The organism is Hyphobacterium vulgare, assembly GCF_042643335.1.
Taxonomy (GTDB): domain Bacteria; phylum Pseudomonadota; class Alphaproteobacteria; order Caulobacterales; family Maricaulaceae; genus Hyphobacterium; species Hyphobacterium vulgare.
In genome coordinates this window covers 639,378-658,171 of the sequence record NZ_JBHRSV010000001.1, presented here as the reverse complement: position 1 = coordinate 658,171, position 18,794 = coordinate 639,378, and the positions used below count along the sequence as shown (strand labels likewise).

General features: G+C 67.2%; 25 protein-coding genes. 20 read left to right on the top strand and 5 right to left on the bottom strand.

Features of this window, described 5'->3' with window-relative positions; genetic code table 11:
* The first annotated feature begins 73 nt into the window (after window positions 1-73).
* From ACFOOR_RS03585 to ACFOOR_RS03570, 4 genes are read left to right on the top strand one after another with little or no spacing between them, the layout of a single operon-like run.
* Window positions 74-1,231, top strand: a complete 1,158-nt coding sequence (locus tag ACFOOR_RS03585; RefSeq protein WP_343164058.1) for a phage portal protein — start codon at window positions 74-76, stop codon at window positions 1,229-1,231.
* The gene (locus tag ACFOOR_RS03580) at window positions 1,228-1,470 is read left to right on the top strand and encodes a hypothetical protein (RefSeq protein ID WP_236955088.1); all 243 of its coding nucleotides are present in this window, start codon (window positions 1,228-1,230) and stop codon (window positions 1,468-1,470) included. The genes ACFOOR_RS03585 and ACFOOR_RS03580 overlap by 4 nt, the downstream gene beginning before the upstream one ends.
* 23 nt (window positions 1,471-1,493) lie before the next feature.
* On the top strand, window positions 1,494-1,952 hold the full coding sequence (locus ACFOOR_RS03575; RefSeq protein ID WP_343164057.1) for an HK97 family phage prohead protease: 459 nt from the start codon (window positions 1,494-1,496) through the stop codon (window positions 1,950-1,952).
* A gap of 32 nt (window positions 1,953-1,984) precedes the next feature.
* Complete coding sequence (locus tag ACFOOR_RS03570) at window positions 1,985-3,205, top strand: phage major capsid protein (RefSeq protein ID WP_343164056.1); 1,221 nt, start codon at window positions 1,985-1,987, stop codon at window positions 3,203-3,205.
* A 51-nt stretch (window positions 3,206-3,256) separates the two neighbouring features.
* Here the strand turns inward: ACFOOR_RS03570 and ACFOOR_RS03565 are convergent, their stop codons facing one another.
* Together ACFOOR_RS03565 and ACFOOR_RS03560 are read right to left on the bottom strand one after the other, a co-directional pair.
* Window positions 3,257-3,799: a hypothetical protein gene (locus ACFOOR_RS03565; RefSeq protein ID WP_343164055.1), complete on the bottom strand. Its 543-nt coding sequence runs from the start codon at window positions 3,797-3,799 to the stop codon at window positions 3,257-3,259.
* A gap of 5 nt (window positions 3,800-3,804) precedes the next feature.
* Complete coding sequence (locus ACFOOR_RS03560; RefSeq protein WP_343164054.1) at window positions 3,805-4,434, bottom strand: hypothetical protein; 630 nt, start codon at window positions 4,432-4,434, stop codon at window positions 3,805-3,807.
* Between ACFOOR_RS03560 and ACFOOR_RS03555 the strand changes: the two genes are divergently transcribed.
* From ACFOOR_RS03555 to ACFOOR_RS03540, 4 genes are all read left to right on the top strand, one after another.
* On the top strand, window positions 4,433-5,017 hold the full coding sequence (locus ACFOOR_RS03555) for a head-tail connector protein (protein ID WP_343164053.1): 585 nt from the start codon (window positions 4,433-4,435) through the stop codon (window positions 5,015-5,017). The genes ACFOOR_RS03560 and ACFOOR_RS03555 overlap by 2 nt on opposite strands.
* On the top strand, window positions 5,014-5,427 hold the full coding sequence (locus ACFOOR_RS03550) for a DUF3168 domain-containing protein (protein ID WP_343164052.1): 414 nt from the start codon (window positions 5,014-5,016) through the stop codon (window positions 5,425-5,427). Before ACFOOR_RS03555 ends, ACFOOR_RS03550 begins: the two co-directional genes overlap by 4 nt.
* A 94-nt stretch (window positions 5,428-5,521) precedes the next feature.
* On the top strand, window positions 5,522-5,851 hold the full coding sequence (locus tag ACFOOR_RS03545; RefSeq protein WP_343164051.1) for a DUF4258 domain-containing protein: 330 nt from the start codon (window positions 5,522-5,524) through the stop codon (window positions 5,849-5,851).
* Complete coding sequence (locus ACFOOR_RS03540) at window positions 5,848-6,309, top strand: helix-turn-helix domain-containing protein (protein ID WP_343164050.1); 462 nt, start codon at window positions 5,848-5,850, stop codon at window positions 6,307-6,309. Before ACFOOR_RS03545 ends, ACFOOR_RS03540 begins: the two co-directional genes overlap by 4 nt.
* Before the next feature lie 155 nt (window positions 6,310-6,464).
* On the opposite strand, the gene ACFOOR_RS03535 is transcribed toward ACFOOR_RS03540, so the two are convergent.
* Genes ACFOOR_RS03535 through ACFOOR_RS03525 form a run of 3 tightly spaced genes read right to left on the bottom strand, consistent with a single transcriptional unit; the run spans window position 6,465 to window position 7,866 of the window.
* Entirely contained in the window at window positions 6,465-6,911 is a 447-nt protein-coding gene (locus ACFOOR_RS03535; protein ID WP_343164049.1) for a hypothetical protein, read from the bottom strand.
* The gene (locus ACFOOR_RS03530) at window positions 6,908-7,360 is read right to left on the bottom strand and encodes a hypothetical protein (RefSeq protein WP_343164048.1); all 453 of its coding nucleotides are present in this window, start codon (window positions 7,358-7,360) and stop codon (window positions 6,908-6,910) included. Before ACFOOR_RS03530 ends, ACFOOR_RS03535 begins: the two co-directional genes overlap by 4 nt.
* Complete coding sequence (locus ACFOOR_RS03525) at window positions 7,357-7,866, bottom strand: hypothetical protein (RefSeq protein WP_343164047.1); 510 nt, start codon at window positions 7,864-7,866, stop codon at window positions 7,357-7,359. Before ACFOOR_RS03525 ends, ACFOOR_RS03530 begins: the two co-directional genes overlap by 4 nt.
* A 46-nt stretch (window positions 7,867-7,912) precedes the next feature.
* Here ACFOOR_RS03525 and ACFOOR_RS03520 point away from each other — a divergent pair, with 46 nt between their 5' ends.
* The 12 genes from ACFOOR_RS03520 to ACFOOR_RS03465 all read left to right on the top strand — a co-directional run bounded on the left by ACFOOR_RS03520 (window position 7,913) and on the right by ACFOOR_RS03465 (window position 18,773).
* Entirely contained in the window at window positions 7,913-8,329 is a 417-nt protein-coding gene (locus tag ACFOOR_RS03520) for a phage major tail protein, TP901-1 family (protein ID WP_343164046.1), read from the top strand.
* Entirely contained in the window at window positions 8,326-8,601 is a 276-nt protein-coding gene (locus tag ACFOOR_RS03515; RefSeq protein WP_343164045.1) for a GTA-gp10 family protein, read from the top strand. The genes ACFOOR_RS03520 and ACFOOR_RS03515 overlap by 4 nt, the downstream gene beginning before the upstream one ends.
* 41 nt (window positions 8,602-8,642) lie before the next feature.
* A complete protein-coding gene (locus ACFOOR_RS03510; RefSeq protein WP_343164147.1) occupies window positions 8,643-8,876 on the top strand; it encodes a phage tail assembly chaperone in 234 nt (77 codons plus the stop codon).
* Between the two features lie 241 nt (window positions 8,877-9,117).
* Window positions 9,118-9,546: a phage tail tape measure C-terminal domain-containing protein gene (locus tag ACFOOR_RS03505; RefSeq protein ID WP_343164044.1), complete on the top strand. Its 429-nt coding sequence runs from the start codon at window positions 9,118-9,120 to the stop codon at window positions 9,544-9,546.
* Entirely contained in the window at window positions 9,543-10,175 is a 633-nt protein-coding gene (locus tag ACFOOR_RS03500; RefSeq protein ID WP_343164043.1) for a DUF2460 domain-containing protein, read from the top strand. Before ACFOOR_RS03505 ends, ACFOOR_RS03500 begins: the two co-directional genes overlap by 4 nt.
* A gap of 1 nt (window position 10,176) precedes the next feature.
* Window positions 10,177-11,073 (top strand): DUF2163 domain-containing protein, encoded by an 897-nt coding sequence (locus ACFOOR_RS03495; protein WP_343164042.1) that lies wholly within the window; start codon window positions 10,177-10,179, stop codon window positions 11,071-11,073.
* Window positions 11,070-11,495 carry an NlpC/P60 family protein gene (locus tag ACFOOR_RS03490; protein WP_343164041.1) on the top strand — a complete coding sequence of 142 codons (426 nt, stop codon included), beginning with the start codon at window positions 11,070-11,072 and terminating at the stop codon, window positions 11,493-11,495. The genes ACFOOR_RS03495 and ACFOOR_RS03490 overlap by 4 nt, the downstream gene beginning before the upstream one ends.
* A 1-nt stretch (window position 11,496) precedes the next feature.
* Window positions 11,497-15,381: a baseplate multidomain protein megatron gene (locus ACFOOR_RS03485; RefSeq protein WP_343164040.1), complete on the top strand. Its 3,885-nt coding sequence runs from the start codon at window positions 11,497-11,499 to the stop codon at window positions 15,379-15,381.
* A 68-nt stretch (window positions 15,382-15,449) separates the two neighbouring features.
* Complete coding sequence (locus tag ACFOOR_RS03480; RefSeq protein WP_343164039.1) at window positions 15,450-16,328, top strand: DnaJ C-terminal domain-containing protein; 879 nt, start codon at window positions 15,450-15,452, stop codon at window positions 16,326-16,328.
* A 48-nt stretch (window positions 16,329-16,376) separates the two neighbouring features.
* The gene (locus ACFOOR_RS03475; protein WP_343164038.1) at window positions 16,377-16,709 is read left to right on the top strand and encodes a PepSY domain-containing protein; all 333 of its coding nucleotides are present in this window, start codon (window positions 16,377-16,379) and stop codon (window positions 16,707-16,709) included.
* A gap of 10 nt (window positions 16,710-16,719) precedes the next feature.
* Window positions 16,720-17,394 carry a response regulator transcription factor gene (locus ACFOOR_RS03470; protein WP_343164037.1) on the top strand — a complete coding sequence of 225 codons (675 nt, stop codon included), beginning with the start codon at window positions 16,720-16,722 and terminating at the stop codon, window positions 17,392-17,394.
* Window positions 17,391-18,773, top strand: coding sequence for an ATP-binding protein (locus tag ACFOOR_RS03465; protein ID WP_343164036.1), 1,383 nt, complete (start codon window positions 17,391-17,393; stop codon window positions 18,771-18,773). Before ACFOOR_RS03470 ends, ACFOOR_RS03465 begins: the two co-directional genes overlap by 4 nt.
* The last annotated feature ends 21 nt before the right edge of the window (window positions 18,774-18,794 follow it).

Sequence of the window (18,794 nt, the reverse complement as noted above, 5' to 3'; positions counted from 1 at the left end):
CACAAAGTTAGACAACCCCGTTTGATCTAAGAAGCCCGCCAGTTGGCGGGCTTTTTTGTTTCCGGAGAAAACCATGAGCTTCATCGATCGCGTCCTCGGGCGCGAAACGAAGACGAGTGCCGCGAAACGGCTGATTGCGCTGTCGCTCGGCAGCCGGGCGGCCTGGACACCGCACGACTATGCCGCGCTGGCGCGGGAAGGCTTTGCGCGCAATCCGGTGGCGCATCGCTGTGTCCGCCTGATCGCCGAGGCCGCTGCCGCCGCGCCGCTGAAGGTTCTGCGCGGCGGGCAGGTGCGCGAGGACGATCCCGCTGCCGCGATGCTGGCCCGGCCCAATCCCGACCAGTCGGGGGCGGAGCTGCTGGAGGACCATTACGGCTATCTTCAGGTCGCGGGGAATGCCTATCTGGAACTGGCTGCGCTCGACGGGACACCGCGCGAACTGTTCGCGCTGCGCCCCGACCGGATGCGGGTTCTGCCCGGGCCGCGCGGCTGGCCGGACGGCTGGGAATACACGGTCGGCGGCCGCAGTGTGCGTTTCACCCGCGACCGGGCGAGCGGGCAGAGCCCGATCCTGCATGCGCGGCTGTTTCACCCCTCCGACGATCATTACGGCCTGTCGCCGCTGGAGGCCGCCGCCGCGGCGGTGGATGTGCACAATGCCGGCGGGGCGTGGGCGAAGGCGCTGCTGGACAATGCGGCGCGCCCGTCCGGTGCGCTCGTCGTGACGGCGAAGGAGGGAGAGGGGCGGCTGACCGATGAGCAGTATGAGCGCCTCAAGGCCGAGCTGGCCGATGCGCATGCCGGGCCGACCAATGCCGGGCGGCCGATGCTGCTGGAAGGTGGGCTCGACTGGAAGCCGATGGCGCTGACCCCGGCCGACATGGATTTCAGCGGCGCGCGGCGCGAGGCGGCGCGGGAGATCGCACTGGCCTTCGGCGTGCCGCCCATGCTGCTGGGTCTGCCGGGCGACAATACGTATGCGAACTATCGTGAGGCCAATCTCGCCTTCTGGCGCCACACCGTGCTGCCGCTGGCGCGCAAGACGGCGGCGAGCCTGACCGGCTGGCTGCAGCCCTGGTTCGGAGCCGACCTGTCCGTGAGCGTGGAAGAGGACCGCCTGCCGGCGCTGGCCGAGGAGCGCGCGGCGCGTTGGGCGCAGGTCGGGGCGGCGGACTTCCTGAGCGCGGACGAGAAACGCGCCCTGCTGGGCGTCGAGGGTGAGCCATGAACGACCCCGTGAACAGCTGGCGGATCGAACGCTCGGTGACGCTGGGCGTGATCGTCGCGCTGGCGTTGCAGACGGGCGGAGCGCTGATCTGGGCCGGGGCGGCGGGCGAACGGCTCGACCGGCTGGAGGCACAGGGTGCGGCCCTGACCACGGCCGGAGAGCGCCTGGCGCGCCTCGAAGAACAGATCGGCCAGGCCCGCGAAAGCCTCGCCCGCATCGAGCGCAGGCTCGAAGACTGACCTAACCGAAAAGGAAGAAGCCCATGGAGCCGGACGCTTTCGCGCCCGATGGCGGAGCCTTGCCCATCGAGGGCTATGCCAGCCTGTTCAACATCCCGGATCTGAATGGCGATGTCGTGCGCCCCGGCGCCTTCGCGCGGAGCCTGAAACGCCAGGGCGCGCGCGGTGTGCGCATGCTGTTCCAGCACGAGGCGGGCGAGCCCGTCGGTGTGTGGGACGAGATGCGCGAGGACGCGACCGGGCTTTATGTCCGCGGCCGGGTGCTGAAGGCCGCGCCGCGCGGCCGGGCGACGGCCAGCCTGATCGCGCAGGGCGCGGTCGATGGCCTGTCCATCGGCTTCCGCACGATCCGCTTCGCGCCGCTGAAAGCCGGCGGACGCGAGCTCATCGAACTCGATCTCTGGGAAGTGTCGGTCGTGACCTTCCCGATGCTGCCGCAGGCGCGCCTTCGCGTCGCGGAACCGGCCGCCGTCGCGGCGTGACCGGCCCCCGTCTCAACAAACCAGGAAACACCATGAGCAAAGAAACCAAGATGGCGGCGCCGTCGGCGGAAACGCGCGCGGCGCTGGGCGAAGTGCTGTGCGCCTTCGAAGCCTTCAAGGACGCCAATGACCGGCGCCTCACCGAGATCGAGGCGAAGTCCTCCGCCGATCCGCTGCTGACTGAGAAGGTGGCGCGGATCGACACGGCGCTGACCGAAGCCAAGTCGCGGCTCGACCGGCTGTCGCTCGACGCGGCGCGGCCGGGCCTCGAGGCCGGGCGTCCGTCCTCCGAACGCAAGGCGGCGTGGGACGGCTATATGCGCTCCGGCCAGCTGAGTGCCGGCATCGAGGGCAAGGCGCTGTCGGCGGGATCGAACCCCGATGGCGGCTATGTCGCCCCGGCGGAGACGCAGGCGCTGATCGACCGTCTGATGGCCGACGTCTCCCCGATCCGCGCCATCGCCAGCGTGCGCCAGACCACGGCGAACGTGTTCAACAAGCCGGTCTCGCTGGGCGGGGCCGCGACGGGCTGGGTCGCGGAAACCGCGGGCCGTCCGGAGACCGACACGCCGACGCTGGACCTGCTCGACTTCCCGGTGGCCGAGCTCTACGCCATGCCGGCGGCGACCACCGCGCTGCTCGACGATGCGGCGACGGATCTCGACCTGTGGCTGGCGGAAGAAGTGCGCGACGTGTTCGCAGCGCAGGAAGGCGCGGCCTTCATCTCCGGCAATGGCACGAACAAGCCGAAGGGCTTTCTCAGCTACACGATGGTCGCCGAGGCGAGCCATGCCTGGGACACGATCGGTTATCTCGCGACGGGCGTGGACGGCGATTTCGCCGCTTCCGACCCGGCGGACGACCTGATCGACCTGATCTATGCGCCGAAGGCGGCGTACCGCGCCCATGGCCGCTTCGTGATGAACCGCCGCACGGTGTCCGCCGTCAGGAAGTTCAAGGACTCCAATGGCGATTATATCTGGCAGCCCTCGCTCAATGCCGGGGGCGAGGCGACGCTGCTCGGCTATCCCGTCACCGAGGCCGAGGACATGCCGGACATCGGCTCGGACGCGTTCGCGATCGCGTTTGGCGATTTCGAGAAGGGCTATCTGATCGTCGATCGGCAGGGCATCCAGGTGCTGCGCGATCCGTATTCGGCCAAGCCCTACGTCCTTTTCTACACCACCAAGCGCGTCGGCGGCGGGGTGCAGAATTTCGACGCCATCAAGCTTTTGAAGTTCGGCGTGTCGTAAGGCGCGCCGGAGGTTGCCCGGCCGGGTGCGCCCCTCCGCCCGGCCGGGTGGCTAACCTTCGTCGAGCATTTTCAGAGCGCGATTGAGAAAAGCGATCTCTGAGGCGTACAGCTTGCGCCGATCGGCCGATGATGCAGCCTTGATCTCGGCCCGGCGCAACTCCTCCGTGATCAGGCTTGCAAGGGTCCGAAGCTTTGCCTTCGCGGCGTGGGCCTCTGCCTGGCTCAGCTTATTATCGCGGCGCATGGAGCGCAGCGCCCGGACAAGGTCGGCTTGGTCGGCCGTTTGACGGGACAGGGTGACCCGTTCGCCCTTGAGGGAGAGCTTTCGGCCACCGACCACCTCAATGTCGATTCCGTCAGCGACAGGATAAACAACCAGCCAGCCGTCGGACTCTTCGTTGAGCCCGTCCAGCGCGCCGGGTTCGAAGCGCGGCGCCGTGATGACAATCTCGAGCACATCTGTCTTGTCGGGAAGTTCGTGATCCCAGAAATCGGGAAAGCGAAGGACGGCCTGCTCGGAAGAGAATTCGCGCAGCTCTACCCATCGCGTATCGATGGCGTCGGAGTTGGCGGGCTGAATAGCGTTGTCCATTCAAACTATCCCCATCCGTCGACGTTGGGCCAGGCGGTGTTGAACCGCTCGCGGCGCTGGCGGAGTTTGTAGGGCAGGACCGAGATCCGGAACTCCTGATCAGGCGTTCGGCGGGCGATCCAAACTGCATGGGAGACGGCGAGGGGAAAGAGAAAGGGCCAGCCAACACGGGCCACGAACGCTGCCATCACCATGAAGGACCCAAGGAAGGTGTTGAAAACGAACACGCCAGCCCATGTGAACCCCCACGCGGCGGCGCCGACTGCGAGCAGTGCACCCGTTGCACAGGCCGACCAGCGCAGCCAGAAGGCCACCTCTGGCGCCCAATGCTTCGGCGGCGGGCCGTCCGCCGGGGTGAAGGGCCAGGCCCCGTCTCCGGTCGGGGTCTTGAACCACGCCCGCAGGATGAGGACGAAACCGACATTCAGGGCGATGCCGAAGATCGCGTAGAGCACCCAAGACTGCATCCACAGGCTGGCCGCGAACATCAGCGGCGAGACCGCAACGAGGACGAGACCACTGCGGATCATGGTGCGTGCGGGGTGGGTCTCTCCGGGCTCGCCTGAATCCAAGATCTGAACCGCCGATCCGGCACCGGACTGCGGCTTTTCTTTATCGACAGGACGAAGAGACATGACCCTCCAACTCGTCACGCCGCCGGCGGCCGAGCCGGTGACGCTCGCCCAGGCGAAAGCCTATCTGCGCGCCGGTTACGACGCCGAGGATGAACTGATCCTACAACTTGTCCGCGCCGCGCGCGAGCGGGTCGAGGCGGAAACCGGACGGGCGCTGATCACGCGCGCATACCGGGAGGTGCTGGACGACTGGGCAGTGCCGGGGCGGTTCGTGCCGCCGGGTCAGTTGCGCCTGCCCATGCCGCCGCTGATTTCCGTCGGCGGGATCGCCTTCCTCGACGAGGAGGACGCCGAGACCGAGTGGCCGGCGGACCAGTATGCCGTCGACATGGACGCCGATCCGGGCCGGATCGCGGTGCGGGGACGCTCGACCTTTCCCCGCCCGCCGCGCGCGGTCGCGGGGATCAGGATCACCTTCGATGCGGGTTATGGCGCCGACCCCGAGGACGTGCCCTCGGCCCTGCGCGATGCGGTGCTGCGACTGACGGTGGAGGGGTATGCGCGGCGCGAAGCGGTCGGAAATTCGCCGCTGCCGCTGTCGGTCCAGGCACTGCTCGCGCCCTACCGCCGGGTGCGGCTATGAGCGCCGAAGCCGCATTCCAGGACGCGCTGATCCAGCACCTCAGCGCCGATGCCGGCGTGATCGCGCTCTTGGGTGATCCGCCGCGCGTGTTCGACGAGGAGCCGGCCGGGGCGGCTTACCCCTATGTCACGATCGGGCGCGGGGTGAGCGAGGACGCGGACGGAGACGGTGCGCGCGTGATCGAGCACCGGCTGACCCTGCATGTCTGGGTGCGCCATGGCGGGCGGCGCGAGGCAAAGACCATCGTCGACGCCATGCGCACCGCCGGGCATGAGGCGGCGCTATCGCTTTCGGGCGGGTGGCGCTGCGTCTTCTGCCGCTCGGTCTATGCCGACGCCTTCCGCACCGCCGACAGCCGCATCGCCCACGGCGTCATCCGCTTCCGGGCGCTGCTGGAGGAGGTGGCGTAGGGCGAGCCGCTTGAACAAGAAATGTGATATTTTTGTCACCAAATTTGAACTCGCGTTAACTTGTCAACATATATCACCGTGATATGTTTCCCTCATGCGAGGGGAGCCAAAAGCATGGAGTCCGGCCGATGCAACGCATCGCATCAACGAATGCGGCAGAAATGACCATCTGAGCATTTCGTTCACGCTTCATGCAAAGGAGCGAATGGCGGAACGCGGCCTGATCATGGCCGATTTGCTGCACCTGCTCAAAACGGGTTTCGTTTACCAAGAGGCGGAACCTTCGAGCAGGGATGGTCTGTTTAAGTACAAGATTGAGGGGCCAACCCCCAACAGCGATGGCCGGACGGTTTGCGCCGTGGTCATCCCCGGTTCGGGTTGCGCGATGAAAATCGTGACGGTGATGTGGAGAGACGAGAAATGACCACGAGGTTCGTGAACTACCAATACGACGAATGCGGCCTCGACAATGTCGTGCTGGAAAACTTTCCTGTGCACACGGATGATGCCGGGGAAGAGGTCGTGACGATTCCCAATGTCAATTTGCTTCATCGGGTGCTGGTAGGCGCTGTCGCTGTGAAGCAAGGAGGCCTGAAGCCGAAAGAGATACGCTTCCTTCGTTCGGAACTGGGTCTGTCCCAGGCTGAGCTTGCTAAACTCGTCGGTCGCGATGGCCAGACTGTTGGGCGCTGGGAGCGTGGTGAAACCGAGATTGACCAAGCATCAGAGATCGTCGTGCGGATGAAGGCGCTCGAGCACGCGATGAACGCAGACGACCTCGGAGTCGATGAACTTGCTGAACGATCGGTCTTTCGCGCCGTTCAGTCCCCGATCCGCATCAAGGCGGACGACCCGGAGGACTATCGGCCGATTGCAGCGTAAGCGATCGTTGCCTGCCGATCAAAGGCCGCCCAACCGGGCGGCCTTTTTCGTTGGAGAAAGCCCATGACCGCGCAGAGCGGAAAAGACCTGCTGTTGAGCATTGCCCACGGCGTGATCCGCTTCCGGGCGCTGCTTGAGGAGGTGGGGTAGGGTGGTCACCGCGCCTCCCGCCAGTACGCGATGTAGTGAGACGCGGAGAGGTAAATCATTGTCGGGGCAAAAAGGACGATCATCAGTTCGATCGGGCGGCTGTCCGACGCAATGATCCAGTTCTTCGCAATCAGAATTGCCGTAACGATGCTTGCGAATATGGCGAACACCATTGCCATGCCCGGGAAGTAGGGATCATCGCGATCCAGCGGCCAGGTGAACGATTTTCTGGTGATGTTGCGCATGATCGAACTGCCGATTGAGCGTTCGAACCGCCAGAAGACCAAAGCCGCCGATAAACCGATCAGGGCCGCGAGAAGTGTGCCGAGCCAGGGGAAGAACGCACCTTCGGAGAAGGTCAGGTCGAGCGGCTCGTCAGGCATGATGATGGTGATCAGGAATCCGACCACGAGTGCTGCCACGAAGAGCGAGAATACCGCGATGCGGTTCATGCCGGATCGTTCCGCTGCGAATGGTAATGCGAGCCCATGAGGTAGACGAGCGAGGGCCAGAGCATCACGCCGGCCAGCTCGATCGCGCGGTGATCGGCCGGCAAGAAAAGGGTCTTCACCGTCAGGGCGATGCCCGCGATCGCGATGAGCACCGCAAACGCCATGCTGAGCCCGGCGACGAAGGCACCGTCGCGCTGGAAGGGCCAGGTGTTCGCGTCTGCGTTCATGCTGCGCCAGATCGAACTGCGCAGCAGTCGCTCGATGAGGGCGAAGACCGTGGCCAGTGCGAAGCCGATGGCGAGCGCAATCAGAATGCCGAGCGTGGGGTAGAAATGTCCGTCGGAGATCTGACGGTCGATCTCACCGCCGGGCGGAAACAGCCGGGTCGCAATGAAGAGCGAGGTCGAAACCAGCGCCAACAGGCTGATGAAGGCGATCAGAGATCTCACCGCCGCCACCGCCACCCTCGGGCGCGGAGGGTTTCGAGCATGTAATACCCTGTCCAGACGCCTGCCGCGATCGCGATCAGGTGCATGGCGGGAACAGACCGCCCCTCGAATTCGATCCGGATCCAGATATAGCCGCCGAGTGCGAGAATGAGCGCGAAGGCATAGATCAGAGCCATGCTGCGGCCGGTATTCACGCGCCGCGCGGCGCGCAGGACCTGGGGCATTGTGAGGATGTCAGCCCGTTCCGCCTTGCCGAAATAGGCGATCACGAGCCCCGTCATAATGGGCAGACCGGACAGCCAGCAGACGAACAGGATGGCGACATCGAAAGCGGGATTCATCGGCCAGTTCGCGAGCGCCGGACCGATCCCGAAAATGGTCGCCGAGGTCATTCCGAGGGTGACGATCAAGAACACCAACGCGACAGTGAAATTCTGACGCAAGGCTTCAAGCCGGCCTGAGAAGAGCGGAACAGGCAGGGTTCGCGAGTCCGTCGCATCCGTCATCGCCTGTCCTTTCAGACATCTACACGCCCAAGTGGAGGAGTATTCCATGACCGCGCAGAGCGGAAAAGACCTGCTGCTCAAAATCGGCGACGGGGGAGACCCGGAAAGCTTCGCGAGTGTCGCGGGGCTGCGCGCGAAGACGATCACGCTGAATGCCCTCACGGTGGACGCCACCAACGCCGACAGTCCCGGCGCGTGGCGCGAGCTGCTGTCCGGTTCGGGGGTGAAGTCCTGCGCCGTGTCGGGCAGCGGCATCTTCGTCGATGCGGCCGCCGACGAGACGGTGCGCGCCGCCTTCTTCGCGCAGAGCGCGGACACCTGGCGCATCGTGGTACCGGATTTCGGCACGATCGAAGGGGCTTTTCTGGTCACCAGCCTGGAATATTCCGGCCGGCATGACGGCGAGGCGGCCTATGCCCTCTCGCTCGCCTCGGCCGGGGCGCTGGGCTTCACCGCGGCATGAGCAATCCCGCGCGCGGCGAGGTGACGCTCGACGCCGGCGGCGAGACGCACACGCTCTGCCTGACGCTGGGCGCGCTCGCCGAGATCGAGGCGGGGCTTGGCGTGTCCGGCTTTGCGGCGATGGCCGAACGGCTGAAGACGCTGTCGGCGGCGGATCTGGCGCTGGTGTTGGCGGCGCTGATGCGTGGCGGTGGAGCGGTGGCGGACGTATCCGCGATCGATCCGGTGCGGGCCGCCCGGGCGGTTGCCGACTGTTTCGAGCGGGCGTTGTGAGCGGCATTCCCTTCGACGCCTGGCTGCTTCTGGCGGTGCGGATGGGGATTACGCCGCGCGACTTCTGGCAGCTTTCGCTGAAGGAGTGGCGGGCGCTGACGCAAGCCACCGGCCCCGCGCCGTTGGGGCGAGACGAGCTGGAGGCTCTGCGGGCCAGGTTTCCGGACGCCCCCACCCCAACCCTCCCCCGGTGGGGGAGGGAGGGCACGCTCCGACCTGACTCCTCTCTTCCCAACCCTCGCCCGTCGGCGGAGGGAGGGCACGCGAAGACCTGACTCCCTCCCCTTCGAGGGGAGGGCCGGGGTGGGGTGGCAATGCCCGCCCTTCGAGACGCCGCCTGCGGCGGCTCAGGACCAGGCCTTGCTCGAATACCGGAATAGACCCCGTTGTCCCCGTGAAAACGGGGACCCGGCGTGCGCACGACATTCAGGTCCCCACTTTCGTGAGGACCCCATGTGATCTGGATCCCGGACCGCGCCTCGCGCGTCCGGGAAGCGTCGAACTTGAGGACAAGACATGACCACCGACACCAACCTGATCGCCGAGGAAGCGGAGCGGGCGGGCGAGGCGCTGCGCGCGCTGGCCGACGGGCCGGGCCGCGACGCCGCCGACAGCCTCGCCGACGCCTTCGAGCGCGCCGGATCGAGCATCGAGGCGGCGCTGACCCGCGCCGCGCGCACCGGCGAGCTGAGCTTCGCCGGCATGGCGGAATCGATCCTGCGCGATCTCTCGCGGCTGGGCGCGGAGCGCTTCGTCTCCGGGCCGATCGAGACGCTGCTGGGTGGGCTGAGTGGGGCGGCGAAACCCGAGGCGGCGGGTGCGCCGCCGGTGACGATCAACCTCACCCTGCCGCCGGGTGCGGATGCGTCGAGCATCCGGCGATCGGAGACGCAGATTGCCAGCGCGCTGGCGCGGGCAGTGCGGAAAGGCGCGGGGCGGCTATGAGCGGATTTCACGAGGTGAGCTTCCCCTTCGCCGTAGCGCTGGGTGCGCGGGGCGGGCCGGTGCGGCGCACGGAGATCGTGACGCTCGGGTCCGGACGGGAAGAGCGCAACACGCCGCATGCGCATTCGCGCCGGCGGTGGAATGCCGGGCCGGGCGTGAAGACGCTCGACGACCTGCACACGCTGGTGGAATTCTTCGAGGCGCGGCGCGGGCGGCTGCACGGCTTCCGGTTTCGCGATCCGCTCGATCACAAATCCTGCGCGCCGTCGGCAAGCGTGTCCGCGACCGACCAGCTGCTCGGCACCGGCGATGGCGTCACGACAGAATATTCGCTTGTGAAGCATTATGCGAGCGGTGGCGAGAGCTATGCCCGCCCGATCCCGAAACCGGCGGCCGGGAGTGTTCGCATCGCGGTGGATGGCGTCGAACTCGACGCGGCGGATTTCGCGGTCGATCTGGCGACCGGTCTCGTCAGCTTTGTCGCCCCGCCGGCATCGGGGATGGCCGTGACGGCCGGGTTCGAATTCGACTGCCCGGTGCGGTTCGATGCGGATGCGCTCGACATCTCGCTCGACGCCTTCGGCGCGGGCGAGGCGGCGGATGTGCCGCTGATCGAGCTGAGGCTCTGACATGCTGCCGCTTCCCGAAGACTTGCAAGCCCGGCTCAATAGCGGGGTGACGACGCTCGCCTGGTGCTGGCGCGTGACGCGCCGCGACGGGGCCGTGTTCGGCTTCACCGAGCATGATGGCGACCTGGTCGTCGACGGCCTGACCTGCCGCGCCGCCAGCGGTTTTGCGCCCGGCGAACGCGACGGACGGGCCGATCTCGGCGCCGATCAGGCCAGCGTGTTCGGCGCGCTGAGCGACGAGGCGATCACCGAAGCGGATCTCGCCAACGGGCTGTGGGACGGGGCGCGGGTCGATGTGCTGCGGGTCGACTGGCAGGACCCGAGTGTCTTCGCGCATGTCTGGACCGGAGAAATCGGCGAGACAAGACGCGGCAAGACTTCCTTCGAGGCGGAATTGCGCGGCCTGTCGGCGCGGCTCGAACGCGTGACCGGCCGGATCTATTCGCGGCAGTGCGATGCCGAGATCGGAGATGCGCGCTGCGGCGTCGACCTGGGCGATCCGGCCTTCCGGGGCGAGGGGAGCGTGGCGAGCATTTCGGGCGATGATCTGTTTCTGGCCGACGGCCTCGGCGGTTTCGGTGACGGCCTGTTCGCCGGAGGCCTGCTGACCTGGACCGGCGGCGGCAATGCCGGCGCGATCTGTCTGGTCGAGGCGCACCGGGTTTCGGGCGGTGTGGTCACGCTGCAGCTGTCCAAGGCACCCGCGCAGCCCATCGCGCAGGGCGATGCGTTCACGGTGACCGCAGGCTGCGACAAGCGGCATGCGACCTGTCGCGACCGTTTCACCAATATCGTGAACTTTCGCGGTCATCCCTTCCTGCCGGGCAATGACGTGCTGATCGCCGGCCCTGCCGGTGACACGCTGCGCGACGGGTCGAGCCGGGGCGGGGCACGGTGAGTGTTCGCGCGGCGGCGCTGGCCGAAGCGCGGCGCTGGATCGGCACGCCCTATCGCCACCAGGCCAGCGTGTGCGGGGCGGGGGCGGATTGCCTCGGGCTGGTCCGCGGCGTGTGGCGCGCGCTGAATGGGGCGGAGCCCGAGCCTCCGCCGCCCTATCCGGCGCGCTGGGATGCGGGCGGTGACGACCTGTTGATGCAGGCCGCCGAACGCTGGCTGACCCCGGTGGCCGAGGCGCAGCCGGGCGATGTCATCCTGTTCCGTCTGAAGCCCGGCCTGTCGGCCCGGCATTGCGGCATCCTCTCCTCGCCCGACGCGCTGATCCACGCCTATTGGGGCCGCGCGGTCTGCGAGACCGCGCTGACGCAATGGTGGCGGCGGCGGATCGCCGGGCAGTTCCAGTTTCCTTCACAAGTGAAATAACATGGCGCAACTTCTTCTCGGTGCGGCAGGCTCGGCCCTGGGCGGTTCGATCCTGCCCGGCAGTGTCTCGCTGTTCGGAAGCTCGATTTCCGGTGCGGCGCTCGGCGGTTTCGTCGGGGCACAGCTCGGTGCCATTGCCGACCGGACGCTGCTCGGTGCACTAGGCCCCGACCGCGAAGGTCCGCGCCTGCCCGATCTGCGTCTGCAGGCTTCGACCGAGGGTGCGCCGATCCCGCGCCTTTATGGCCGCGCGCGGATCGCCGGGCAGGTGATCTGGGCGGCGCGCTATACCGAGACGGCAACAAAGGACCGGGCTGGCAGCAAGGGCGGGCCGAGCGCCACTGCCTATTCCTACACGGTCAGTTTCGCGGTCGGGCTGAGCGAAGGCGTGATCGACGGGGTCGGCCGGGTGTGGGCCAATGGCGCGCCGCTCGACCTGTCACAGACCGACATGCGCATCCATCGCGGCACCGAGGACCAGCTGCCCGACGCCCTGATCCAGGCGGTCGAGGGCGCGCAGAATGCGCCCGCCTTCCGGGGTCTGGCCTATGCCGTGTTCGAGGACTTTCCGCTCGACGATTTTGGCGCGCGGATTCCCAATCTGAGCTTCGAGGTCTTTCGCCCGTCCCCCGTGGCCGATCCCGGTCAGCCGCGCCTTGAACAGATGATAAGGGGCGTCGACCTGATCCCCGCATCGGGTGAGTTCGCCTACGCCGTCGAGCCGATGATGCGCCGGATCGGGCCGGGCAAGGAAGAGCCGGAGAATGTCCATAACGGGCGCGGCGTAACGGATTTCGCCGCGGCGATCGACGATCTCGAGGCGCGGCTGCCCAATTGCCGGTCAGTGCTGATCGTTTCAGCCTGGTTCGGAGATGATCTGCGCTGCGGCGCGTGCGAAATCCGTCCCGGCGTCGAGACGCGCGACAAGGTCACGCGGCCGTTGGGCTGGCAGGTTGCGGGCGAGAGCCGAACCACGGCCTGGCTGGTGACCGAGGAAAGCGGGCGTCCGGTCTATGGCGGTACGCCGGACGATGCCTCGCTGATCGCGGCGATCCGGGAACTCAAGGCGCGCGGTTTCACCGTGTCGCTCTACCCCTTCATCCTGATGGATATTCCTGCCGGGAACGGTTTGCCGGACCCGTATGGCGGGGCCGAACAGGCCGCCTTTCCCTGGCGCGGACGGATCACCTGTCACCCGGCGCCCGGTCAGCTCGGAACGCCGGACAAGAGCGCGGCGGCGGGCACGCAGGTCGCCGATTTCTTCGGCAGTGCCGCCGCCGCGGATTTCGCGATGTCCGGTGATGCGGTCAGCTATGCCGGACCGGCGGAGTGGGGCTTCAACCGTTTCATCCTGCATCATGCCGCGCTGGCGGCGATCGCCGGGGCGGACGGCTTCCTGATCGGGTCGGAAATGGTCGGGCTGACGACGATACGCGATGCCGCGGACCACTACCCGGCGGTGGACGCGCTGTGCGGTCTTGCGGCGGACGCACGATCGATCCTCGGCTCCGGCGTTCGCCTGTCCTATGCTGCGGACTGGAGCGAATATTCCGGCCACCGCCCGGCCGACGGGTCGGGCGATGTCTTCTTCCATCTCGACCCGCTGTGGTCCCACCCCGCGATCGATGCGGTCGCCATCGACTGGTATGCCCCGATCGCCGACTGGCGCGACGGCGACGGTCACGCCGATGCCGCGCTGTCGCGCAGCGGGCACGACCTCGACTACCTTGCCGCGGGCGCCGAGGGCGGGGAGGGGTATGACTGGTATTATGCCAGCGATGCCGACCGCCTGACCCAGACCCGCACGACGATTTCCGACATCGCGCATGGCGAGGACTGGGTGTTCCGCGTCAAGGATATTCGCGGATGGTGGTCGCATGCGCATCACAACCGGCCGGGCGGGGTGCGCTCGGCGACGCCGACAGGCTGGGTGCCGCAATCGAAGCCGGTCTGGCTGACCGAGACTGGCTGTCCGGCGGTCGACAAGGGCGCCAACCAGCCGAACGTCTTCGTCGATCCCAAGAGCGCGGAAAGTTCGGTTCCGTACTTTTCAGCTGGTGCGCGCGACGATCTGATCCAGCGCCGTTATCTGGAAGCGGTGATCGGGCACTGGACCGCCGACGACACCGTCTCCGCGCTCTATTCCGGTCCGATGATCGACCCGGCCGACATCCATGTCTGGACCTGGGATGCGCGGCCCTTCCCCGACTTTCCCGCCCGGGACGATGTCTGGGGCGATGGGGCGAACTGGCGGCTCGGACACTGGCTGACAGGGCGGATGGGGCTGGCCCCGCTGGGCGATGTGGTGCGTGACCTGGCCGGCGGGGCCGGGATCGGGGCCGATGTGTCCGCACTCGACGGGCTGGTGAGCGGCTATCTGGTCGACCGGCCCATGGCGGTGCGCGATGCGTTGGCGCCGCTTGCCGAATTGTTCGGCTTCGGCGCGACGGATACGGCAGGCGGCGTTCGGTTCGGCCGGGCGGACGGCCCGCCTGCGACCCTGATCGAGGCCGAGCTTGTCGTGCCCGATCGGGGTGAAGTTATGCGCTGTGAACGGCAGGACCTTGCCGGTCTGCCGTCGGATCTGCGCATCCATTTCATCACGGACGGGGATGATTATTCGCGCGGGGCGGTGCTGGCCCGCAACCGGCTTGGCGCGGCGCGCGGCGTGACGGATCTGGCCGTGCCGCTTCTGGCCGATGCCGGACAGGCGGCCGGCTGGGCGCAGATCGCGCTGCGGCGGCTGGAGGGCGAAGGCGAGCGTTTCGCTTTCACCCTGCCGCCGTCGGCGCTTTCGATCGAGCCGGGCGACCGGGTTTTGCTGCACCACGGTGGCGGCACGCTCGACCTGACCCTTGCGGACCTGTCGGGTGGAAATGAGCGGCAGGCCACGGCGCTGCCTTCGCAGGAGACCGGGTCCGCGATATCCGGTGCGACGCCCGGACGACCGCGCGGATCGGTCCGTCCGCCGTCGCGGGCGGATTTGTTCGTTCTCGATGTGCCGCTGCTCGGCGGCGAAGCCGCGCGGCCGGGACCGCTGGCGGCGGTAGCGGCGGAGCCCTGGTACGGGGTCGCGGCCATTCACGCCGGCGACGGGCTAACGCGCCGCGCCGTAGCCGAGCGGCCATGCCTGTCCGGGCGATTGCTCGAACCGCTCGTTCCGGCCGCAAGTGGCCGCATCGTGGCACAGTCCATTGCCATCGCGCTCGACCGGGGCGGGCTGGGAAGCGTCACCGAGGCTGCCTTGCTCGCCGGAGCGAACCGGCTGGCGGTCGAGACCGGCGAGGGCTGGGAGGTCCTGCAGTTTCGCGATGCCACCCTGGCCGGCGAAGGTGTCTGGCAAATCGGAACGCTGCTGCGCGGCCAGTGCGGCAGCGAGACGGACGCCCCCCTTCCGGCCGGCAGTACCATCGTCATCCTCGATAATGCGCCGGTCGCCTGCCCGGTCTGGGACCATGAGTGGAACACACCGATCGAGTTCCGGGGCGGTCCGGTGCAGCTCACGGCCGACCACGCCTCCTACGGAATTGCCACGGTCACGATCGCGCGTACCGATCTGCGCCCGCTTTCGCCCGTTCATCTGCGGGCGGTCCGCGAAGACGGCGATCTGACAGTGAGATGGATCCGCCGGACACGCGTTGGAGGCGATGCCTGGGGTATCGGCGATGTGCCGCTGGGCGAAGCGTTCGAGCGTTACCAGATCGCCGTCGGACCGCCCGGAGGGGTTTCCGAGACGTTCTTGAGCGCAGTGCCCGTGTGGACGCTCGACCCGGGGGAGGAGGCTGCGCTGTTCGGCGGCCTGCTCGACGAGGTGGAGATTGCGGTCAGCCAGGTCTCCGAATGCTACGGGCCGGGTCGCGCCGCGACCGGCGTGTTCATCCTCTGACGCGCGGTTGGCGTTTTCACGGAAACCCGCCTACATCTCGGCGGCATGTTTCGTGAACGCACCGCCGCATGACCGATCCGTATTCCATCCTGGGTGTCCCGAAATCCGCCGACGCGGACGAAATCCGGCGCGCCTATCGCAAGCTGGCGAAGGAACTGCACCCCGACGCCAATCCCGGTGACCAGGCGGCCGAGGACAGGTTCAAGAAGGTCAGCTCAGCGTTCAAGCTCTTGTCCAATACCGAAACGCGCGCCCGCTACGACCGCGGCGAGATCGATGGCGAAGGCAATGAGCGCGCGGCCTTCCATCCGGGTTATGCGGGAGCGGGGCGGGCGCAGGCCCGCGGGGCCGGCTTCGAGGACATCAGCGACATCTTCTCCGACCTGTTCACCGATTTCCGGCCGCGGTCGCGGGCGCGCAAGGGGGCCGATCTGCGCTTCCGGCTCGATCTCGACTTTCTTGACGCAGCAAAGGGCGCGACCAAGCGCGTGACCCTGCCAGCAGGCCGGACTCTGGACGTGCGTACACCGCCGGGCGTGACCGATGGCCAGACGCTTCGCCTCGCCGGACAGGGCGAACCGGGCGTCTCGGGCGGTCCCCCGGGGGATGCGCTGGTCGAACTGCATGTGCGTCCGCACAAGTATTTCTCCCGCGATGGCGATGATGTGCGCCTCGATCTGCCGGTGTCCTTTGCCGAGGCGGTGAAGGGAGCCAAGGTCCGCGCGCCGACGATTGACGGCGCGGTCGAAGTGCAGGTACCGGCCGGGGCCAGTTCGGGCACGCTGCTGCGCCTGCGCGGCAAGGGATTTCCGACCAAGGGCGGGAAGCGCGGCGACCAGATCGTGCGGGTGCTGATCGATCTGCCCGCGGACGATGCCGCCCTGAAGGCGTTTGTTGCGGACTGGCAACCGCCCAAGGGGTATGATCCGCGCATGAAGCTGCGCTAGACTCACCGTTCAGAAGCTGTTCAGCGAGCTTTCGCCAGTATGCCCGGCATGATGAAGACCCTGATCACCGCCGCCGCGCTGCTTGCCGGCCTCATGCTGGGCGCCGCGGCCGACGCGCTGCAATACCGGCAACCGCCGGACGATGTCCGCAACCGCTATACGGCGGATGAAGCGCGCAATGCGGTTCAGTCCGGCCAGGTTCTGCCGGCGCTTCAGGTCATCCGGACCGTGCGCCAGCGCTATCCCCAGGCCGAGGTGATCGACGCCGAACTCGAACAGGGTGCGCGCCCCAGTTACATTATCAAGATTCTCACCGAAGATGGCCGCCGGGTCGATGTCGTGGTCGACGCCCAGTCCGGCAACATCCTTTACGAACGCTAGGAGAAGGGCGATGCGCGTCCTGGTCATTGAAGACGATCCGGATCTGAACCGGCAGCTTTCGCGTGCACTCGGCGATGCCGGCTATGCCGTCGATTCAGCTACGGATGGCGAAGAGGGGCATTTCCTCGGCGAGACCGAACCCTATGACGTGATCGTGCTCGATCTCGGCCTGCCGAAGCTCGATGGGGTGACCGTCCTGGAGCGCTGGCGCCGCGATGACAATGCCACTCCGGTCCTGATCCTGACGGCCCGCGACCGCTGGAGCGAGAAGGTGGCGGGCTTTGATGCCGGGGCTGACGACTATCTGACCAAGCCGTTCCATACCGAGGAATTGCTGGCGCGTCTGCGGGCGCTGACCCGCCGAGCAGCCGGTCACGCCACCTCCACGATCGATTGCGGGAACCTGTCAGTCGACACGCGCGGTGCCCGTGTGTTCATCGACGGCGCACCGGTGAAGCTGACCTCGCATGAATTCCGCATGCTCAGCTATCTCGCCCATCACCAGGACCGGGTGATCTCGCGTTCGGAACTGGTCGAGCACATCTACGATCAGGATTTCGATCGCGACTCCAACACGATCGAGGTGTTTGTCGGGCGCTTGCGCAAGAAGATCGGACCCGACCGGATCGAGACGGTTCGCGGGCTGGGTTACCGGCTGACCGATCCCGACGCCCGGTCCGCGTGACACCCAGACGCCATTCGCTTGTTCTCAGGCTGATCGCCACCGGGGCGATCTGGGCCGCGGCGCTTCTCGTCGCTGGCGGCATCGCATTGACCGGCCTGTACGAGCGCGCCGTGCTCGGCGCGCTCGAAAGCCGGCTGCAATCGACCGTGAATGCGCTGGTTGCCGCCTCGGAAACCAGTGCCGACGGCGAGGTCTCGCTGGCGCGTGAACCGACGGATCCCGAATACAATCTCGTCTTCTCGGGCCGCTACTGGCAGATCGCCGACTGGCGGACCGAGGACCGTCTCCGTGTGATCGCGCGGTCGCGGTCGCTGTGGGACGAACGCCTGCGCCCGCCCGACCGGTTGATGGAGGCGGCGGCGGCCCAGCCGGGCACGCCGATCACGATGAAGACCGTGGGGCCCGACGAGGAGCCCCTGCGGGTCATCGCGCAGGCCGTGATCCTGTCGGGTCGTCCCGACATGGTCGTCGTGCTGGCGGCCGAAGACCAGCGGCCGGCTGACCGTGAGGTTCGCCGTTTCGGGTTGATTTCACTTGGACTGATCGCGTTCTTCGCCATTGCGCTCGTGGCCGGTCTGGTCCTGCAGGTCCGTTTCGGCCTCGCGCCGCTTTTCCGCATGCGCGAGGCTGTCGCGGCGGTACGGGAAGGCCAGGCCGAGCGGGTCGAGGGACAGTTTCCGAGCGAGCTTCAACCGCTCGGCGACGAGCTCAATTCCCTGATCGACCATTCGCGCGAAGTGGTCGAGCGAGCCCGGACCCATGTCGGAAACCTGGCGCACGCGCTGAAGACGCCGATTGCCGTGCTGCTCAATGAGAGCCGGAGCGAACAGGGCGGCTTCGCCGAACTCGTCGAACGTCAGGCCGACACGATGTCGCGCCAGGTCGATCACCATCTCCGCCGCGCCCGCGCAGCGGCGCATGCGAAGGCCGTGGGTGCGAAGACCGATGTTTGCGCCACGCTCGACGATCTGACCCGGACGCTGCAACGGATTTATGGCCGCCAGGGCATTTCGATCGGTTTCGAATGCGAGGGCGAGGTCTTCTTCCGCGGGGAGCGGCAGGATCTCGAGGAAATGGCCGGCAATCTTCTCGACAATGCCTGCAAATGGTCGGGCGGCGAGGTGAAAGCGACCGTCCGTCTCGCCGGGGACGGGAGGTTCGAACTCCTGGTGGAGGACGACGGGCCGGGCATGGATGCCGAGCGCCGCGAGCAGGCCCTTCAGCGCGGTGTCCGCCTTGATGAAAGCACGCCGGGAAGCGGACTCGGACTGTCGATCGTCGGCGATCTTGCCGCGGTCTATGGCGGTGCGCTGACGCTCTCGGAATCGGAGCTCGGCGGTCTCCTGGCGCGGCTCGAACTCCCGTCAAGGAAGCGCTAAAGCGACGTTAACCGTAACCGA

Excerpts from the sequence above, each read along its gene's own strand:
- ACFOOR_RS03570 (WP_343164056.1), top strand. The coding sequence starts at position 1,985 with ATGAGCAAAGAAACCAAGATGGCGGCGCCGTCGGCGGAAACGCGCGCG.
- ACFOOR_RS03525 (WP_343164047.1), bottom strand. The coding sequence starts at position 7,866 with ATGACGGATGCGACGGACTCGCGAACCCTGCCTGTTCCGCTCTTCTCA.
- ACFOOR_RS03480 (WP_343164039.1), top strand. The coding sequence starts at position 15,450 with ATGACCGATCCGTATTCCATCCTGGGTGTCCCGAAATCCGCCGACGCG.
- ACFOOR_RS03585 (WP_343164058.1), top strand. The coding sequence starts at position 74 with ATGAGCTTCATCGATCGCGTCCTCGGGCGCGAAACGAAGACGAGTGCC.
- ACFOOR_RS03495 (WP_343164042.1), top strand. The coding sequence starts at position 10,177 with ATGCTGCCGCTTCCCGAAGACTTGCAAGCCCGGCTCAATAGCGGGGTG.
- ACFOOR_RS03485 (WP_343164040.1), top strand. The coding sequence starts at position 11,497 with ATGGCGCAACTTCTTCTCGGTGCGGCAGGCTCGGCCCTGGGCGGTTCG.
- ACFOOR_RS03520 (WP_343164046.1), top strand. The coding sequence starts at position 7,913 with ATGACCGCGCAGAGCGGAAAAGACCTGCTGCTCAAAATCGGCGACGGG.
- ACFOOR_RS03470 (WP_343164037.1), top strand. The coding sequence starts at position 16,720 with ATGCGCGTCCTGGTCATTGAAGACGATCCGGATCTGAACCGGCAGCTT.
- ACFOOR_RS03575 (WP_343164057.1), top strand. The coding sequence starts at position 1,494 with ATGGAGCCGGACGCTTTCGCGCCCGATGGCGGAGCCTTGCCCATCGAG.
- ACFOOR_RS03515 (WP_343164045.1), top strand. The coding sequence starts at position 8,326 with ATGAGCAATCCCGCGCGCGGCGAGGTGACGCTCGACGCCGGCGGCGAG.
- ACFOOR_RS03535 (WP_343164049.1), bottom strand. The coding sequence starts at position 6,911 with ATGAACCGCATCGCGGTATTCTCGCTCTTCGTGGCAGCACTCGTGGTC.
- ACFOOR_RS03500 (WP_343164043.1), top strand. The coding sequence starts at position 9,543 with ATGAGCGGATTTCACGAGGTGAGCTTCCCCTTCGCCGTAGCGCTGGGT.
- ACFOOR_RS03560 (WP_343164054.1), bottom strand. The coding sequence starts at position 4,434 with ATGTCTCTTCGTCCTGTCGATAAAGAAAAGCCGCAGTCCGGTGCCGGA.
- ACFOOR_RS03540 (WP_343164050.1), top strand. The coding sequence starts at position 5,848 with ATGACCACGAGGTTCGTGAACTACCAATACGACGAATGCGGCCTCGAC.
- ACFOOR_RS03580 (WP_236955088.1), top strand. The coding sequence starts at position 1,228 with ATGAACGACCCCGTGAACAGCTGGCGGATCGAACGCTCGGTGACGCTG.
- ACFOOR_RS03505 (WP_343164044.1), top strand. The coding sequence starts at position 9,118 with ATGACCACCGACACCAACCTGATCGCCGAGGAAGCGGAGCGGGCGGGC.
- ACFOOR_RS03475 (WP_343164038.1), top strand. The coding sequence starts at position 16,377 with ATGATGAAGACCCTGATCACCGCCGCCGCGCTGCTTGCCGGCCTCATG.
- ACFOOR_RS03545 (WP_343164051.1), top strand. The coding sequence starts at position 5,522 with ATGCGAGGGGAGCCAAAAGCATGGAGTCCGGCCGATGCAACGCATCGC.
- ACFOOR_RS03550 (WP_343164052.1), top strand. The coding sequence starts at position 5,014 with ATGAGCGCCGAAGCCGCATTCCAGGACGCGCTGATCCAGCACCTCAGC.
- ACFOOR_RS03510 (WP_343164147.1), top strand. The coding sequence starts at position 8,643 with ATGGGGATTACGCCGCGCGACTTCTGGCAGCTTTCGCTGAAGGAGTGG.
- ACFOOR_RS03565 (WP_343164055.1), bottom strand. The coding sequence starts at position 3,799 with ATGGACAACGCTATTCAGCCCGCCAACTCCGACGCCATCGATACGCGA.
- ACFOOR_RS03555 (WP_343164053.1), top strand. The coding sequence starts at position 4,433 with ATGACCCTCCAACTCGTCACGCCGCCGGCGGCCGAGCCGGTGACGCTC.